The 16228-nt window shown below is 70.6% G+C and carries 14 protein-coding genes and 1 tRNA gene; 8 read left to right on the top strand and 7 right to left on the bottom strand.

All coding sequences use genetic code 11. The annotated features are described in order from the left end of the window. Positions 1–7: 7 nt before the first annotated feature. The 5 genes from ACFZAT_RS29365 to ACFZAT_RS29345 form a co-directional block, all read right to left on the bottom strand. Positions 8–79: transfer RNA gene (locus ACFZAT_RS29365), tRNA-Gln, on the bottom strand. An 84-nt stretch (positions 80–163) separates the two neighbouring features. Further along, positions 164–883 (bottom strand): HAD-IA family hydrolase, encoded by a 720-nt coding sequence (locus ACFZAT_RS29360; RefSeq protein ID WP_391268553.1) that lies wholly within the window; start codon positions 881–883, stop codon positions 164–166. Positions 884–975: 92 nt separating this feature from the next. Further along, positions 976–2448, bottom strand: a complete 1473-nt coding sequence (gene gltX, locus ACFZAT_RS29355; RefSeq protein ID WP_391268552.1) for a glutamate--tRNA ligase — start codon at positions 2446–2448, stop codon at positions 976–978. Further along, entirely contained in the window at positions 2441–3217 is a 777-nt protein-coding gene (locus ACFZAT_RS29350; RefSeq protein ID WP_391268551.1) for a fumarylacetoacetate hydrolase family protein, read from the bottom strand. Before ACFZAT_RS29350 ends, gltX begins: the two co-directional genes overlap by 8 nt. Before the next feature lie 252 nt (positions 3218–3469). Continuing rightward, the gene (locus ACFZAT_RS29345) at positions 3470–3658 is read right to left on the bottom strand and encodes a hypothetical protein (RefSeq protein WP_391268668.1); all 189 of its coding nucleotides are present in this window, start codon (positions 3656–3658) and stop codon (positions 3470–3472) included. Positions 3659–4238: 580 nt separating this feature from the next. Between ACFZAT_RS29345 and ACFZAT_RS29340 the strand changes: the two genes are divergently transcribed. The 8 genes from ACFZAT_RS29340 (at position 4239) to ACFZAT_RS29305 (ending at position 14847) form a co-directional block, all read left to right on the top strand. Further along, positions 4239–8039 (top strand): nitrate- and nitrite sensing domain-containing protein, encoded by a 3801-nt coding sequence (locus ACFZAT_RS29340; protein ID WP_391268550.1) that lies wholly within the window; start codon positions 4239–4241, stop codon positions 8037–8039. A gap of 9 nt (positions 8040–8048) precedes the next feature. Beyond that, complete coding sequence (locus tag ACFZAT_RS29335) at positions 8049–8462, top strand: roadblock/LC7 domain-containing protein (protein WP_006127850.1); 414 nt, start codon at positions 8049–8051, stop codon at positions 8460–8462. A gap of 127 nt (positions 8463–8589) precedes the next feature. Further along, entirely contained in the window at positions 8590–8997 is a 408-nt protein-coding gene (locus tag ACFZAT_RS29330; protein WP_018521347.1) for a DUF742 domain-containing protein, read from the top strand. Next, the gene (locus ACFZAT_RS29325; protein ID WP_028444348.1) at positions 8978–9562 is read left to right on the top strand and encodes an ATP/GTP-binding protein; all 585 of its coding nucleotides are present in this window, start codon (positions 8978–8980) and stop codon (positions 9560–9562) included. Before ACFZAT_RS29330 ends, ACFZAT_RS29325 begins: the two co-directional genes overlap by 20 nt. 346 nt (positions 9563–9908) lie before the next feature. Beyond that, on the top strand, positions 9909–13121 hold the full coding sequence (locus ACFZAT_RS29320) for a nitrate- and nitrite sensing domain-containing protein (RefSeq protein WP_391268549.1): 3213 nt from the start codon (positions 9909–9911) through the stop codon (positions 13119–13121). Between the two features lie 10 nt (positions 13122–13131). Beyond that, positions 13132–13545, top strand: coding sequence for a roadblock/LC7 domain-containing protein (locus ACFZAT_RS29315; RefSeq protein ID WP_018102439.1), 414 nt, complete (start codon positions 13132–13134; stop codon positions 13543–13545). Between the two features lie 98 nt (positions 13546–13643). Then, complete coding sequence (locus tag ACFZAT_RS29310; protein WP_391268548.1) at positions 13644–14285, top strand: DUF742 domain-containing protein; 642 nt, start codon at positions 13644–13646, stop codon at positions 14283–14285. Next, positions 14266–14847, top strand: coding sequence for an ATP/GTP-binding protein (locus ACFZAT_RS29305; protein ID WP_014048542.1), 582 nt, complete (start codon positions 14266–14268; stop codon positions 14845–14847). Before ACFZAT_RS29310 ends, ACFZAT_RS29305 begins: the two co-directional genes overlap by 20 nt. Positions 14848–15013: 166 nt before the next feature. On the opposite strand, the gene ACFZAT_RS29300 is transcribed toward ACFZAT_RS29305, so the two are convergent. Further along, complete coding sequence (locus ACFZAT_RS29300) at positions 15014–15217, bottom strand: acyl-CoA carboxylase subunit epsilon (RefSeq protein ID WP_365685543.1); 204 nt, start codon at positions 15215–15217, stop codon at positions 15014–15016. A gap of 18 nt (positions 15218–15235) precedes the next feature. Next, positions 15236–16228, bottom strand: a 993-nt coding sequence (locus tag ACFZAT_RS29295) for a carboxyl transferase domain-containing protein (protein ID WP_391268547.1), incomplete at its 5' end; no start/stop codon positions are given.

Raw genomic sequence — 16228 nt, 5'->3', positions numbered from 1 at the left:
TACTGCGCTGGGCTACCAGGACTCGAACCTAGAATGACGGTACCAGAAACCGTAGTGTTGCCAATTACACCATAGCCCACTGAAACGCAACCCCTGGGGGCCTTGTCTCTGTCTGCGCTCCCGGCCGGATCTTTCGGCCCGCTCGGGCGGCGCAGGAAGAACATTACCCGAAGGTGTCCGGCGCTCCAAAACGGGTATCGCCCGCGAGCAGCCCCGGAAGCTGGTCGAGCCCCGTGATCCGGACCAGTTCGGGCCGCCCTCCCCTGCCCCGCCGGTCCAGCCAGACGCCCGCGAGGCCGGCGGCGGTGGCTCCGGCGGCGTCGATGTCGGGTTCGTCCCCGACGTAGAGCACCTCTTGCGCGTCGAGTCCCAGCGCCTGGCAGGAGGCGAGGAAGGCCCCGGGGTCCGGCTTGGAGACGCCCAGTTCCGCCGCGCACAGCAGGGACTCGAAGCGGTCGCGCACCCCGAGCACGGTGAGCTTCTGGTGCTGCGACTCCTGGGCCGAGTTGGAGAGCACGGCGTGCCGGTACGTCCCCGCCAGCGCGTCGAGCGCCGGGACGGCGTCCGGGAAGAGCGCCCAGGCGGACTCGTAGTGCGCGACGTGGCGGGTGAACCACGCGTCGGCCTCGTCGTCGTCCATGGCCCGCCCCAGGAACTCCCTGGCCCGGTCCCGCCGCTGCCCCGGCCAGTCGGTCTCCCCGGCGGAGAACCGCGCCCAGTGGCGGCGCGTGAGCCGCTGCCACGCCTCGACGGCCTGCTCGGCCGAGGCGTACCCCGGGGGCAGCCCCTCCGCCGCGATGTGCCGGGCCATGCCGGTCGCGGCGGCCGCCGTGTGATCGAAGAGTGTGTCGTCGATGTCCCAGAGGACGGCTCTGATGGGCATGGCCCGACTCTACGCGTGGCCACCGCGCAGCGGGACGGGCCCGGCGGCCGCGCTGTGCGGCCGCCGGGCCCGTCCCGTACGTCGGTGCAGCGTTACGCGGTCAGCTTGGCCAGGGCCGCGTCGATGCGGGCGATCGTCTTCTCGCGGCCCAGGATCTCCAGGGACTCGAAGAGGGGAAGGCCGACCGTGCGGCCGGTGACGGCCACCCGGACCGGGGCCTGGGCCTTGCCGAGCTTCAGGCCGTGCTGCTCGCCGGCGGCGAGGACGGCGGCCTTGAGGGCGTCCGCGTTCCAGTCGGCGGCGATGAGCTCGGCGCGGGCGGTGACGAGAAGGGCGTCGGAGCCCTCCTTCATCGCCTTGGTCCAGGACGCCTCGTCGTGCACCGGCTCGTCCAGGAACAGGAAGTCCACGTTGGCGGTGATCTCGGAGAGCACCGTCACCCGGGTCTGGGCGTGCGGGGCGATCTCGGCGAAGACCGCCGCGTCGAAGGAGTCCGGGGCCCAGGGGGCGAACGGCGCCCGGAGCCACGGGCCGCACGCCTCGGTGAAGGTCTTCACGTCGAGGCGGCGGATGTGCTCCGCGTTGATGTGCTCGCACTTCTTGAGGTCGAAGCGGGCCGGGTTGGCGTTGACGTCCTTGATGTCGAAGGCGGCGACCATCTCGTCGATGTCGAAGATGTCGCGGTCCTCGGCGATCGACCAGCCCAGCAGCGAGAGGTAGTTGAGCAGCCCCTCGCGGACGAAGCCGCGCTCGCGGTAGAGGTTGAGCGAAGCCTGCGGGTCGCGCTTGGAGAGCTTCTTGTTGCCCTCGCCCATCACGTACGGCAGGTGCCCGAAGGCGGGGGTGTCCTTGGCGATGCCCAGCTCGATGAGCGCCCGGTACAGGGCGATCTGGCGCGGGGTGGAGGAGAGCAGGTCCTCGCCGCGCAGGACGTGGGTGATCTCCATCAGCGCGTCGTCCACCGGGTTGACCAGCGTGTAGAGCGGGGCGCCGTTGGCGCGGACGATGCCGTAGTCCGGAACGTTCTCCGGCTGGACGGTGATGTCGCCGCGGACCAGGTCCGTGAAGGTGATCGCCTCGTCGGGCATCCGGAAGCGGACGATCGACGCGCGGCCCTCGGCCTCGTACGCGGCCTTCTGCGCGTCGGTCAGCTCGCGGCAGTGGCCGTCGTAGCCGGACGGGCGGCCGGCGGCGCGGGCGGCGTCGCGGCGGGTGTCCAGCTCCTCCGTGGTGCAGTAGCAGGGGTACGCGTAGCCGCCGGCGAGCAGCTTCTCCGCGACGTCCTTGTAGAGGTCCATCCGCTGCGACTGGCGGTACGGGGCGTGCGGGCCGCCCACCTCGGGGCCCTCGTCCCAGTCCAGGCCGAGCCAGCGCATCGCGTCGAGGAGCTGCTCGTACGACTCCTCGGAGTCGCGCGCCGCGTCGGTGTCCTCGATGCGGAAGACCAGGGTGCCCTGGTGGTGCCGGGCGAAGGCCCAGTTGAAGAGGGCCGTCCGGACCAGGCCGACGTGCGGGTTGCCGGTCGGGGAGGGACAGAAACGTACACGTACGGGTGCGTTAGCCACGCTTGATCACCTTGTTGGTGAGAGTGCCGATGCCTTCGATGGTGACGGCGACCTCGTCGCCGACATGGAGGGGTCCGACCCCCGCGGGAGTGCCGGTGAGGATCACATCGCCCGGAAGCAGCGTCATGGCTTCCGTGATGTGGACGACCAGGTCCTCGATGGACCGGATCATGTCGCTCGTCCGGCCGAGCTGGCGTTGCTCGCCGTTGACCGTGGCCTGGATGGCGAGGTCGGTGGGGTCGAGGTCGGTCTCCACCCAGGGGCCGAGCGGGCAGGAGGTGTCGAAGCCCTTGGCCCGGGCCCACTGCTTCTCCCGCTTCTGGGCGTCGCGGGCGGTGACGTCGTTGGCGCAGGTGTAGCCGAAGACGACGTCCTTGACCCGCTCGCGCGGCACTTCGCGGCACATCCGGCCGATGACCACGGCCAGCTCGGCCTCGTGGTGGACCTCGTCGGAGAAGGAGGGGTACTCGATGGCGTCGCCGGAGCCGATCACCGAGGTGGTGGGTTTGAAGAAGGCGACGGGGACGTCGGGGACCTCGTTGCCGAGTTCGGCGGCGTGCTCCGCGTAGTTGCGGCCGATGGCCACGACCTTGTTGGGGAGCACGGGCGGCAGCAGCCGCACCTTGTTCAGCGGGACCTTGGTCCCGGAGAGCTCGAACTCGGAGTACGGGATGCCCTTGATGATGTCGAGGACGAGACCGTCGGGCCCGTCGCCCTCGACCGCGCCGAAGGCGACATTGCCGTCGATGGAGAACCTGGCGATGCGCACGGGTTGCTGTCGCCCCTCACTGCTTGCTGGGTGCCTGAAAAGACTGACGCTCCAGGCTAGCGCTTCGCCCGGCGGGTATCGCCCGTAAAGGAGCGTCGTCCGGCGCGTGCGATCGCAAGGCGGCCGGAAGTCCTTGTAACGGAGCTACCAGGGCTTTTGGCCAACGCGGCGAGCGCGCGTGCCGGGCGGCGCGACGGGGCAAGACCCGCCGGGCGAAGCGCCCACGCGCATGAGGGGCGCTCCCGTGCGGGATTACTCCGCGGCGGCGGGGACGGCGGCGGGGGCCGTCATCAGGATCGTGCGGCGCGGGTTGGCGGTCTGCGTCGGCAGCTGGACCGCGTGCTCCGGGAGTTCCGCCGTCTGCAGCGCCTCGGCGTCCTTGAGGTGCGCCAGCGTGGTGCGGCGGGGGTTGGCGAGGTGACGGAGCGTCGTCGTGTTCATCTGCCGTACGGCCCTGTCGTCGGGGCGCCGCCCGTACGAGGGGGCGCCGGTTGTCGGTTCTGCCATCCCAGTAAAGCGTCAGGCTAAACATGCGATTCCCTCCGGCGGCCCGGAAAAGACGGCGATCTTCATGTGAGTTTGCTCACGAGCACCGGGACAATCGCCTCAATACGGGCGCACCGCCCGGGTCTTCGAATCGGACATGTCACACCTGAACCATCCATTCCGCTCCTGATCATGGCGACTGGGACACCCCTCGCCCCGGTCGGACTCACCCTCAATGGTCCGGATTGTCCGCGAACCGCCTCCACCGCTTGTTACGCATCCATCACACGGTGTCACGCAGGTCACAGCCCGGTACCTGGCCCTTGTTGGAGATCCAGCACTGTGCTGAAATTCCACGCACCGCCGCGGGTTTCAAGCCGGCGCGCAGGGGCGCAACGCAGCGCCGAGTGGCGGCGGGAAGGGGAAGGGCGCCGGTCACTCACGACCACCATGGGGCGGGACAACGCCCCACCACGCCGACACCGTTTTCTCCGTTCACGACGGAGGAACGCCTGGTCCAGAGGTTGCGACGCTAGTGCAGGGACGTTTCAAGAGGGATGGCAGCGCTGCGGCGGAACAGGAGCCGCGCGGCGGGACCGACCGCGGTTCCTCGCCCCAGCACGCCCAGAACCCCGGATCGGCCGCGGCCGGTGACCAAGGTGACCGCGACCGCCGCCCCGGCGCCGCTCCGACCGGCGGCGAGCCCGAGCAGGCCGCCGCACCGAAGCCCCGGGGCCCCGTCAACACGGGTTCGCGGGTCGCTCTCCGCAACTGGCGCATCAGCACGCGCCTCGTGTCCCTGCTCGCCCTCCCCGTGGTCGCGGCGACCACGCTGGGTGGTCTGCGCATCAACGACTCCCTGAACGACATCCAGCAGCTGGAACACATGCAGCTGCTGACCGAGATGACGAAGCAGGCGACCTCCCTGGCGCAGGCGCTCCAGGAGGAGCGCGACCAGACGGCCGGTCCGCTGTCCAACGGCGTGCCCGAGACCGACTTCAAGATCACCACGCCCCGGCAGAAGACCGACCGGGCGCAGCTGGCGTTCCTCGCGAGCACCAACGAGATCGGCGACACCACGGGTGACGACACCCTGGAGAGCATCCACACCAGCATCCAGCAGATCGCCACGCGGCTCAGTTCCGTCCGTGACACCCGCAAGCACGCGTACGAGAAGGGCAGTCCGGCCCTCCAGACGGTCGACGCCTACAGCCAGCTGATCACCTCGCTGCTGAGCCTGTCCCAGGACATGGCCCAGGCGACCAGCAGCCCCGAGATGATCAAGCGGACCCGTGCGCTGGCGGCGTTCTCCTCCGCCAAGGAGTACGCCTCGATCCAGCGCGCGATCATCGCCGCCGCGCTGCCCACCAGCGACGACAAGAAGCCCGACCTCGACCGCAACGACCAGCAGTTCGGCCTGGCCGCGAAGAGCAAGGAAGACGCGGCCCTCACGTCGTTCGAGGCGATCTACACCTCCACCGGCGGTGACGCCGCGGAGCTGACCTCGACGCTGGACGAGGGCAACCCGGACATCAAGGCCGCGAACACGTACGCGCAGAAGCTGCTGGAGAACCCGCTCGCCATGGGCGGCTCCAAGGCGCGCCGGTCGTACATGAACTGGTACGACCAGGACACCATCAAGATCAACACCATGAAGCGCATCGAGGAGACCCTCCTCAGCGACATGGAGGGCAAGGCGCGCGAGCTGCGTGAGGAGTCGCAGCGCGAGGCGATCATCTCCGGTGCGCTGATCCTCCTGGTGCTCGGTGTCTCGCTGGTCGGCGCCTTCGTCGTCGCCCGGTCCATGATCCGCTCGCTGCGCCGGCTCCAGGACACCGCGACCCGCGTCGCCCAGGACCGTCTGCCCGAGCTCGTCAAGCAGCTCTCCGAGTCCGACCCGCAGGACGTCGACACCTCGGTGGAGTCCGTCGGTGTGCACTCCCGCGACGAGATCGGCAAGGTGGCCGCGGCCTTCGACGACGTGCACCGCGAGGCGGTCCGTCTCGCCGCCGAGCAGGCCCTTCTGCGGGGCAACGTCAACGCGATGTTCACCAACCTCTCGCGCCGTTCGCAGGGCCTGATCCAGCGTCAGCTCTCGCTCATCTCCGAGCTGGAGTCGCGCGAGGCCGACCCGGACCAGCTGTCCTCGCTCTTCAAGCTCGACCACCTCGCGACCCGTATGCGCCGGAACGGCGAGAACCTCCTCGTCCTCGCCGGTGAGGAGCCGGGCCGCCGGTGGACCCGCCCCGTGCCGCTGGTCGACGTGCTCCGCGCCGCCGCGTCCGAGGTGGAGCAGTACGAGCGCATCGAACTGGCTGCGGTGCCCGCCACCGAGGTCGCGGGCCGGGTCGTCAACGACCTCGTGCACCTGCTCGCCGAGCTGCTGGAGAACGCCACCTCGTTCTCCTCGCCGCAGACGAAGGTCCGGGTCACCGGTCACGCCCTGCCCGACGGCCGGGTGCTCGTCGAGATCCACGACACCGGCATCGGGCTCTCCCCGGAGGACCTGGCCGCGATCAACGAGCGGCTGGCGTCGCCGCCCACCGTGGACGTCTCGGTCTCCCGCCGCATGGGCCTGTTCGTGGTCGGCCGGCTCTCCCTGCGCCACGGCATCCGCATCCAGCTGCGCCCGTCGGACTCCGGCGGCACCACCGCGCTGGTCATGCTCCCGGTGGACGTCGCGCACGGCGGCCGGCAGCCGGCCCCGAAGCAGGCGCCCGGTCAGCAGTCCCCCGGCGGCCTGCTCTCCGGCGGCAACGACGCCCAGGGCGGACGCCCCGCCGCGGGCCCCGGTCCCCAGCGCGGCCAGGTCGGCGCCGGCACCGGTCCCCGGGCCGCGCTGCCCGCCCGCGACGCCAACCGCCCGCAGAACCCGCAGGGCGGACCCGGCGCGCAGGACTCGGCGTTCCAGAATCCGCAGGGCCGCCCGGCCCAGGACGGCCCCCGTCAGGGCGGCGGCCTGGCCGGTGCGTTCGGCGGTGCCCGGCTCGGCGCCCGGGGCGACGGCGGTGCGGACACGAACCGGCCCAGCCTCTTCGACCAGCGGCGCCCCGAGCAGAACGGCCCCGGAGCACCGCAGGCCCCGCAGCCCCAGCAGGCCCGGTTCGACCAGGCGGGGCAGGGCGGCCAGGACGGGCGCAACGCCTTCGAGCCGCCGCGCGGTCCGGGGCGCGGCGAGCGTCAGCTGCCGCCGGTCGGCGGTCCCCGCGCCGAGCTGCCCGGTGGCTCCCCGGCCCCGAACCAGGGCCCGAACCAGGGCCAGGGCGGCGGTTTCCCCGCCCCGCAGCGTCCGCAGACGACGAGCTGGGGCACCGACGAGCCGGCCGCGCCCCGGCGCACCCCGCTCGACGCGCCGCGCGGCCACGAGGAGTCGGAGACCACGGGCCGCTTCCCGCAGCCGCAGGCTCCGCGCTTTCCGGCCGACGACCGCCAGGGGCCCGGCTCCACGGCGGAGTTCGCCCGGCCCGACTTCTCGGCGCCCGCGCCGAACGGACAGCAGCCCGGTCTGCCGCAGGGCAACGGCCCGCAGTACAACGCACCGCAGGGCAACGCGCCGCAGTACAACGGACCGCAGCACAACGCGCCGCTGCCCGGACTGCCGCAGCGCGGCGTACCGCAGCCGAACGGCCCCCAGCACAACGGCGCGTACGGCAACGGCCCGCAGAACCCGGACGTGACGAGCACCTCGCAGTTCGCCCGCCCGGACTTCGGCGGACCGCAGCAGCCGGCGCCCCGGCAGCGCGACCACCAGGACTTCGGCGCCCCGCGCCCGCCCATGGGCGGCCAGGCACCCGAAGCCCCGTACCGCCCGGTCCTGCCCCAGCAGCCGCAGCAGCCCGAGGCGCTGCCGCCGGCCGGGCCCGGCGACGGCCGCACCCCGCTGTACGACACGCTGGAGACCAACTGGTTCCGCGGGCCGCAGCCGGGTGCCCCGCAGCAGCCTCCGGCCACCCCGGCGCAGGGCTTCCCGCAGCAGCCGGCGGCCCAGGAGCCGGCGGCTCCCGCGCCGCAGCGGACCCTCGGCGACACCGGTGCGCAGAGCGCCTGGCGGGCCTCGCCGAACGATGAGATCGTGCGGCAGGCGGAGCGGGTGAAGAAGCCCGCGGCGGGCGGTATCACCACGTCCGGTCTGCCGCGCCGGGTCCCGCGCGCCAACCTGGTGCCGGGTACCGCCCAGCAGCAGAACAACCAGTCCGGTCCGCAGGTCTCGCGCGCGCCCGATGACGTGCGCGGGCGTCTGACCAATCTCCGCCGGGGCATCCAGCAGGGGCGTCAGGCAGGCAGCGGTCAGACCGGAAGCTTCCCCCTCGGCCCCACTCACCAGCAGGAGCGTTAGTTGAGCCCGATGAGTCAGGCCGCACAGAATCTGAACTGGCTGATCACCAACTTCGTGGACAACACCCCAGGGGTGTCGCACACGGTGGTGGTCTCGGCGGACGGGCTGCTGCTGGCGATGTCCGAAGGTTTCCCGCGCGACCGCGCCGACCAGCTGGCGGCCGTCGCCTCCGGGCTGACCTCGCTGACCGCCGGCGCCTCCCGGATCTTCGAGGGCGGCGCCGTCAGCCAGACCGTGGTGGAGATGGAGCGGGGCTTCCTGTTCCTCATGTCCATCTCGGACGGCTCCTCGCTGGCCGTGCTGGCCCACCCGGACGCCGACATCGGTCTGGTCGGCTACGAGATGGCCCTGCTGGTGGACCGGGCGGGCACCGTCCTGACCCCGGACCTCCGTGCGGAGCTCCAGGGCAGCCTGCTCCACTAGGCGGCCGTGAACCAGTGACACAGATGATCAACCCGAAAACCGACCCTCGACCGTCCGGCCGCTTACAGCCCCCCACCGGCCCCTTCAGACGGCAAGCCGACACCCTGCTGTCACGCCCGGAGGATTCATGACCCCGCCACCCGCCTCACCCGATCCGTACGGCGCGTCCAGCCACGCGTCGTACGAAGGTGAGGGCGACCAGCCGCTGGTCCGCCCGTACGCCATGACCGGTGGACGTACCCGGCCGCGCTATCAGCTGGCGATAGAAGCACTGGTCAGCACCACGGCCGATCCCGCGCATCTCGGAACCCTGCTTCCCGAGCATCAGCGGATCTGCCATCTGTGCCGCGAGGTCAAGTCGGTGGCCGAGGTCTCGGCCCTGCTGTCGATGCCCCTCGGTGTGGCGCGGATTCTCGTCGCGGACCTGGCGGAAGCCGGCATGGTGGCCATCCACCAGCCGGGCAATGGAGAGGCCGGCGGCGCGCCGGATGTGACACTGCTCGAAAGGGTGCTCAGTGGACTTCGCAAGCTCTAACGGCGGCGCGGCGACCCGGGCCACCACCTCGGCGAAGATCGTCGTGGCCGGTGGGTTCGGCGTGGGCAAGACCACGTTCGTCGGTGCCGTCTCGGAGATCAATCCGCTGCGCACCGAAGCCGTGATGACGTCCGCCTCGGCGGGCATCGACGACCTCACGCACACCGGCGGGAAGACCACCACGACGGTGGCGATGGACTTCGGCCGCATCACCCTGGACCAGGACCTGATCCTGTACCTCTTCGGTACACCGGGCCAGGACCGCTTCTGGTTCATGTGGGACGACCTGGTGCGCGGCGCCATCGGTGCCGTCGTGCTGGTGGACACGCGCCGTCTCGCCGACTGCTTCCCGGCGGTCGACTACTTCGAGAACAGCGGGCTGCCGTTCGTCATCGCCCTCAACGGCTTCGACGGCCACCAGCCGTACACGCCGGACGAGGTGCGCGAGGCCCTGCAGATCGGGCCGGACACGCCGATCATCACCACGGACGCGCGGCACCGCGCGGACGCGAAGAGCGGTCTGATCACGCTGGTGGAGCACGCTCTGATGGCCCGGCTCAAGTAGTCACAAGTCGGAAGTGGCATACGGCAGTTACCGTAGTCACACGGGGGCGGGCTGTGTCCTTTGACACGATCCGCCCCCGCCTTCATAACGTTTCGAAAGAGAATTGCCCCGCGACCGACACCGGATGCGCACGAGCGGTGTCGCTGCGCTCACATGAGCCTCGCCTTTTGGCGGGGCTCGCTCTTTATGCCCGATTTATCTGAGGCGTGAGCCACTCGGAATCGCCCATTCCGACTGTTTGGAACGCGGCCGTCAGCCGTGCTGCAATTCGACCAACTCCCGAGTAGTACGGCCCTGAACAAACCCGGCACAGCGTAGGTGCCGACGCCGAGAGGTTGTTGGTCGAGTGAGGCGTAACAACGAGGGCTCCACGGCGCAGACGGAGCGGGGCAACTTCACCCCGCCGTCGCGTGCCGCGGCGCCGTCCGCCGACGTGTCCGATGGGGCACCGGCCGGTGGCAGCACCAGCCGGCTGTCGCCGCGCAACTGGCGGGTGCCCACCCGGCTGAACGCGATCCTCCTGATCCCGGTGCTGGTCGGCCTGGTCATGGGCGGCTTCCAGGTGAAGGGCTCGGTCGACACCTGGCAGGAGGCCCAGGACGCGGAGAAGACCGCGCTGATCGTGCGGGCCGCCGCCGAGTACGGGCAGGCGCTGCTCAACGAGCGCGACCTCACCGCGCAGCCGCTGCTGTCGAACAAGCGCGAGGACGAGGTCGTCTCCCAGACCCGCGCCACCACCGACGCGGCCGCCGCCAAGTTCGCCGAGGCCGTCAAGGACATGCCGGCCAAGGAGGGTCTCCAGCGCCGCCTCAAGCTGTTCAAGCTGGAGGAGCCGAAGCTCCCGCAGCTGCGCAAGGCGGCCTACACCGCGGCCATGGACCCGGTGAAGACCGAGGAGGGCTACGTCCAGGTCCAGCACTCCCTGATGGAGTTCTGCAACGAACTGGGCCTCGGCACCGGCAACATCACCAGCTACGGCCGTACCGTCTACGCGATCGAGCTGGCCAAGGCTGCAGAATCGCTTCAGCGCTCCATCGGCGTGCACCTCCTCGTCCGTCCCAGCAAGGAGGAGGGCAAGTTCAACGACCAGGTCAAGGCGTTCGGCTCCTACAACTACCTGGAGCAGATCGCCCTCGGTGAGTTCACTTCCGGCGGTACGGAGGCCGACGCGGCCCGGCTCCGCAAGGTCATGGAGGCCAAGGCGGCCGCGGGCGCGGCCGAGCTGAAGGAGGCCAAGGAGAAGGCCGCCGCGGCCGGTGCGCCGTTCGTGGCACCGCCCTCCATCGACGGCTCGGTCTACGACGGCATGGCCAAGGAGATCGGCCTCGGCAAGGACCCGGCCGAGCTGAAGGCCAAGGGGATCACCGCCGACACCTGGACGGCCGCCGCCACCGCCAAGTTCGACGGCTACACCACGGTCGAGAACGAGCTGGTCGAGAAGGCCGTGACCGAGGCGGCGGACATCTCGTCCGAGGCCCGGACCGACGCCATCGTCAACGCATCGATCGTCATCGTCGCCCTGCTGGCCGCGTTCATCCTGGCCGGGCTCATGGCCCGGCAGATGAGCCGCTCGATGCGCCGGCTGCGTACCGCCGCCTTCGGGATCGCCGAGCAGCGGCTGCCCTCGCTGGTCGACCAGCTCTCGCGCACCGACCCGGGCCGGGTCGACACCCGGGTGCAGCCCATCCCGATCAACTCGCAGGACGAGATCGGCGAGGTCGCCCGCGCCTTCGACCAGGTCCACCAGGAAGCGGTCCGGCTCGCCGCCGAGCAGGCCATGCTCCGGGGCAACGTCAATGCGATCTTCACCAACCTCTCGCGCCGCAACCAGTCGCTCATCGAGGGCCAGCTGACCCTGATCACCGACCTGGAGAACAATGAGGCCGACCCGGACCAGTTGGAGAGCCTGTTCCGGCTCGACCACCTGGCGACCCGCATGCGGCGCAACGGCGAGAACCTCCTCGTCCTCGCCGGCGAGGAGCCCGGCCGCCGCTGGAACCAGCCGGTGCCGCTGGTGGACGTGTTGCGCGCCGCCTCCTCCGAGGTGGAGTCGTACGAGCGCATCGAGCTCTCCGGTGTCCCGGAGACCGAGATCCACGGCCAGTCCGTCACCGACCTCGTGCACCTGCTGGCCGAGTTGCTGGAGAACGCCACGACGTTCTCCTCGCCGCAGACCAAGGTCCGCGTCACCGCGACCCGGCTGCCCGACGGCCGGGTGATGATCGAGATCCACGACAAGGGCATCGGTCTCACCGCCGAGGACTTCGCCGACATCAACCACAAGCTGGCCAACCCGCCGACGGTGGACGCCGCGGTCTCGCAGCGCATGGGCCTGTTCGTGGTCGGCCGGCTCGCCGACCGGCACGGCATCCGCGTCCAGCTGCGCCCCTCGGGCGAGCAGGCCGGCACGACCTCGCTGGTCATGCTGCCGGACGCGATCACCCACGGTGGCGGCGGCGACGCGCCGGAGCAGGACGACTTCACCGTCTCCTCGATCATCCCGCAGCAGCAGGCGTTCGACGCGCTGCCGCACCAGCCGCAGCTGCGTACGGCCGCCGAACTCGGCTTCGACGACTCGCGTTACGACGAGGGCTCCGCGGACTCCGCCCAGCTCGACCCGGTGGGCCGCTCCCTGATGCGCGAGGAGCGCCGCGCGGCGCTGGAGGCCCAGGCCACCGGCGGCGAGCGCCAGGCGTTCCCGGAACAGCAGGACCCGGCCCGGCAGGCGCAGCCCGAGCAGGTCTACGCCGAGGGCGCGTACGGCCAGGACGCCTACGCCGGGAACGGTCGGGACGCCTACGCCGCGCAGCAGTACGAGGGCGGCTACGACCCGTACGCAGGTGCCGGCGGTTATGCCGCCCAACCCCCCTACGACGGCGCCCAGGGCGGCTATCCGGAGGCGGCTTACGCGGCCCCCGAGGCGCCCGTGCAGGGCTACGACGAGCAGTATGCCGCCCAGCCCCAGCAGGAAGAGTGGGCAGATCAGGGCACGTACCAGGGCGGGTTCGAACCGGTCGCCCAGCCGGAACCGGAATCTGCCGTGAGCGCTCCCGCCGAGCCGCAGGAGCGCGTAGGCTTCGAGCGTTCGGGCCCCGTCCCGAACACCGGCCACGAGCTGACCGAAGCCGGTCTGCCGCGCCGGGGCGGCCAGCAGCACTGGCAGCCCACGGGCCGCGGGAACGGCCGGTCCGGTGGAGCGCAGGAGCGTCCGCAGCAGCAAGAACTGCCGCAGCGGCCGGTCCAGGCGCAGCAGGCCGCCGATGGAAACGCCGGAAACGACGGCTCCGACGACTGGCGCTCGGCCAACGACGAGCGCTGGGAGCGGGCCGAGAAGCTCCGGGAGCCGAAAGCGGGCGGGATAACCCCGTCCGGTCTTCCCCGGCGCGTGCCCAAGGCCAACCTGGTCGAGGGCACCGCCGAACAGACCCAGCAGGGCGGCCCCCAGGTCTCCCGCGCTCCGGAAGACGTGCGCGGCAGGCTGAGCAACCTGCGGCGCGGTGTCCTCCGGGGACGCAACGCGGGTACGGACACAAGTAATACCTACAACCAGGAGCGTTAGTGTGAGCCCGATGAGCCAGGCGGCGCAGAATCTCAACTGGTTGATCACCAACTTCGTGGACAACACCCCCGGGGTGTCGCACACGGTGGTGGTCTCCGCCGACGGACTCCTGCTGGCGATGTCCGAGGGATTCCCCCGGGACCGCGCGGACCAGCTGGCGGCGGTCGCCTCCGGTCTGACCTCGCTGACCGCCGGTGCCTCGCGGATCTTCGAGGGCGGCGCGGTGAATCAGACGGTTGTGGAGATGGAGCGAGGATTCCTCTTCATCATGTCCGTTTCCGACGGGTCGTCCTTGGCCGTTCTCGCACACCCGGATGCCGACATCGGCCTCATCGGGTACGAAATGGCCCTTCTGGTCGACCGCGCGGGCAGTGTCCTCACCCCGGACCTCCGCGCCGAACTTCAGGGAAGTCTTCTTAACTAGTCTTATCCAGTAACCAGACAGTGCGTTTCGCGTCACCGCGCCATAGGGTGCGGTGGCGCGGTCCACTGGGATCGGGACCGGCAGGCGGAGGAGGAATCGTGGGTACACCCCCAGGCGGGCACCAGTACGACGGTGACCGGCACGTGCCGGGTGAGCACGGGGACGATCGTTTCAACTTCCCCTCCGCACCCGGCAGACAGGGCGCGCAGCAGCCCTACCAGCCGTACGGGCAGGGCCAGTACGGCCAGTCGGGGCCCGGCTGGCCGCAGCAGGAGCCCCAGCAGCCCGCGCAGCAGCCGCACCATCCCCGGCGTCCCCACCGCCTCGACGGGCCGCAGCAGCCGCGGATCCAGCCCGTGCAGCCGCGGCGGGCTCCCGAGCCGGCGGCTCCGGCCGCGCACAATCCGCTGGTCCGTCCGTACGCCATGACAGGTGGACGGACCCGACCGCGCTACCAACTCGCCATTGAGGCGTTGGTCAGTACCACGGCTGATCCGTCCCGGCTGCAAGGGCAGTTGCCCGAGCACCAGCGGATCTGCCGGCTGTGCTTCGAGATCAAGTCGGTGGCCGAGATCTCGGCCCTCCTCTCGATCCCCCTCGGCGTGGCCCGGATCCTCGTAGCCGACCTGGCCGAGGCGGGACTCGTCGCTATCCACCAGCCCGGCGGCGACGAGTCCGCCGGCGGCCAGCCAGATGTGACACTGCTCGAAAGGGTGCTCAGTGGACTTCGCAAGCTCTAGCGGCGGAGCGGCCCGCTCCACTACCTCGGCGAAGATCGTGGTGGCAGGGGGCTTCGGCGTGGGTAAGACCACGTTTGTCGGTGCCGTCTCGGAGATCAATCCGCTGCGCACCGAAGCCGTGATGACGTCCGCCTCGGCGGGCATCGACGACCTGACGCACACGGGGGACAAGACCACCACGACGGTGGCGATGGACTTCGGCCGCATCACCCTGGACCAGGACCTGATCCTGTACCTCTTCGGTACACCGGGCCAGGACCGCTTCTGGTTCATGTGGGACGACCTGGTGCGCGGCGCGATCGGTGCCGTCGTGCTGGTGGACACGCGCCGTCTCGCCGACTGCTTCCCGGCGGTCGACTACTTCGAGAACAGCGGGCTGCCGTTCGTCATCGCCCTCAACGGCTTCGACGGCCACCAGCCGTACACCCCCGACGAGGTGCGCGAGGCCCTGCAGATCGGGCCGGACACGCCGATTCTGACGACGGACGCGCGGCATCGGGCGGATGCGAAGAGCGCGTTGATCACGCTGGTGGAGCATGCGCTTATGGCGCGCCTGCGGTAGGTGTTTCCGGTACGCGTGAGGGCCCCGCACTCCTGGGAGTGCGGGGCCCTCACGCGTTTTGCCGCTCGGCCTGGCGGCCTTGCTTGTCCTCGATCGCCGGACGGGCTCGATGTGGCCCGCCCGGCCTTGGCGGGCTTGGGGTGAGCCTGAACGGGCCTTTTGGGGGTCAGCCCTGCCAGCTGTGCGGGGCGCGGAAGCCCGGGGTGCGTTCCAGGCGGCGCCAGCCGGCCGTGTTGCGGACGCGGACCGGGGTGGTGGTGGGCTGGGCGGCGGCGCGGGCGAGGAGGACCGCGGTGATCGCGGCCAGTTCCTCGGGGTCCGCGAGGCCCTTCTCGACGCGCAGCACGGATTCGGCGGTGGCAGTGGTCATGAGTGGTGTCTCCGTCTTCTACTGCGGGGGGTTGCCGTGCTTGCGGGCCGGCAGGTCGGCGTGCTTGGTGCGGAGCATCGCAAGCGAGGCGATCAGGACCTCGCGCGTCTCGGCCGGGTCGATGACGTCGTCGACCAGGCCGCGCTCGGCGGCGTAGTAGGGGTGCATCAGCTCGGTCTTGTACTCCTTGACCATGCGGGTCCGCATGGCCTCGGGGTCCTCGGCCTCCGCGATCTGCCGGCGGAAGATGACGTTGGCGGCGCCCTCCGCGCCCATCACGGCGATCTCGTTGGTGGGCCAGGCGTAGGTGAGGTCCGCACCGATGGACTGGCTGTCCATGACGATGTAGGCGCCGCCGTACGCCTTGCGCAGGATCAGGGAGATCCGCGGCACCGTCGCGTTGCAGTACGCGTAGAGCAGCTTCGCGCCGTGCCGGATGATCCCACCGTGCTCCTGATCGACGCCGGGCAGGAAGCCGGGTACGTCCAGAAGAGTGATGATGGGGATGTTGAAGGCGTCACACATCTGGACGAATCGCGCGGCCTTCTCGGACGCCTCGATGTCCAGCACCCCGGCCAGGGCCTGGGGCTGGTTGGCGACGATGCCGACGACCTGGCCGTCCATCCGGGCCAGCGCGCAGATGATGTTGCGGGCCCAGCGCTCGTGGATCTCCAGGTAGTCGCCGTCGTCGACGAGTTCCTCGATGACCTTGTGCATGTCGTACGGGCGGTTGCCGTCGGCCGGGACCAGGTCCAGGAGGGCGTCGCCGCGCCGGTCCGCCGGGTCGTCGCTCTCCGCGGTGGGCGGGTTCTCCCGGTTGTTGGAGGGCAGCATCCCGATGAGGTACCGGACCTCGGCGATGCAGGTCTCCTCGTCGTCGTACGCGAAGTGCGCGACGCCCGAGGTCTCCGCGTGGACGTCCGCGCCGCCCAGGCCGTTCTGGGTGATCTCCTCGCCGGTGACCGCCTTCACGACGTCCGGACCGGTGATGAACATCTGCGAGGTCTCACG

This window comes from Streptomyces sp. NPDC008163 (assembly GCF_042956885.1).
GTDB classification, from domain to species: Bacteria; Actinomycetota; Actinomycetes; order Streptomycetales; family Streptomycetaceae; genus Streptomyces; species Streptomyces drozdowiczii_A.
This window is presented reverse-complemented; position numbering and strand designations above follow the sequence as displayed.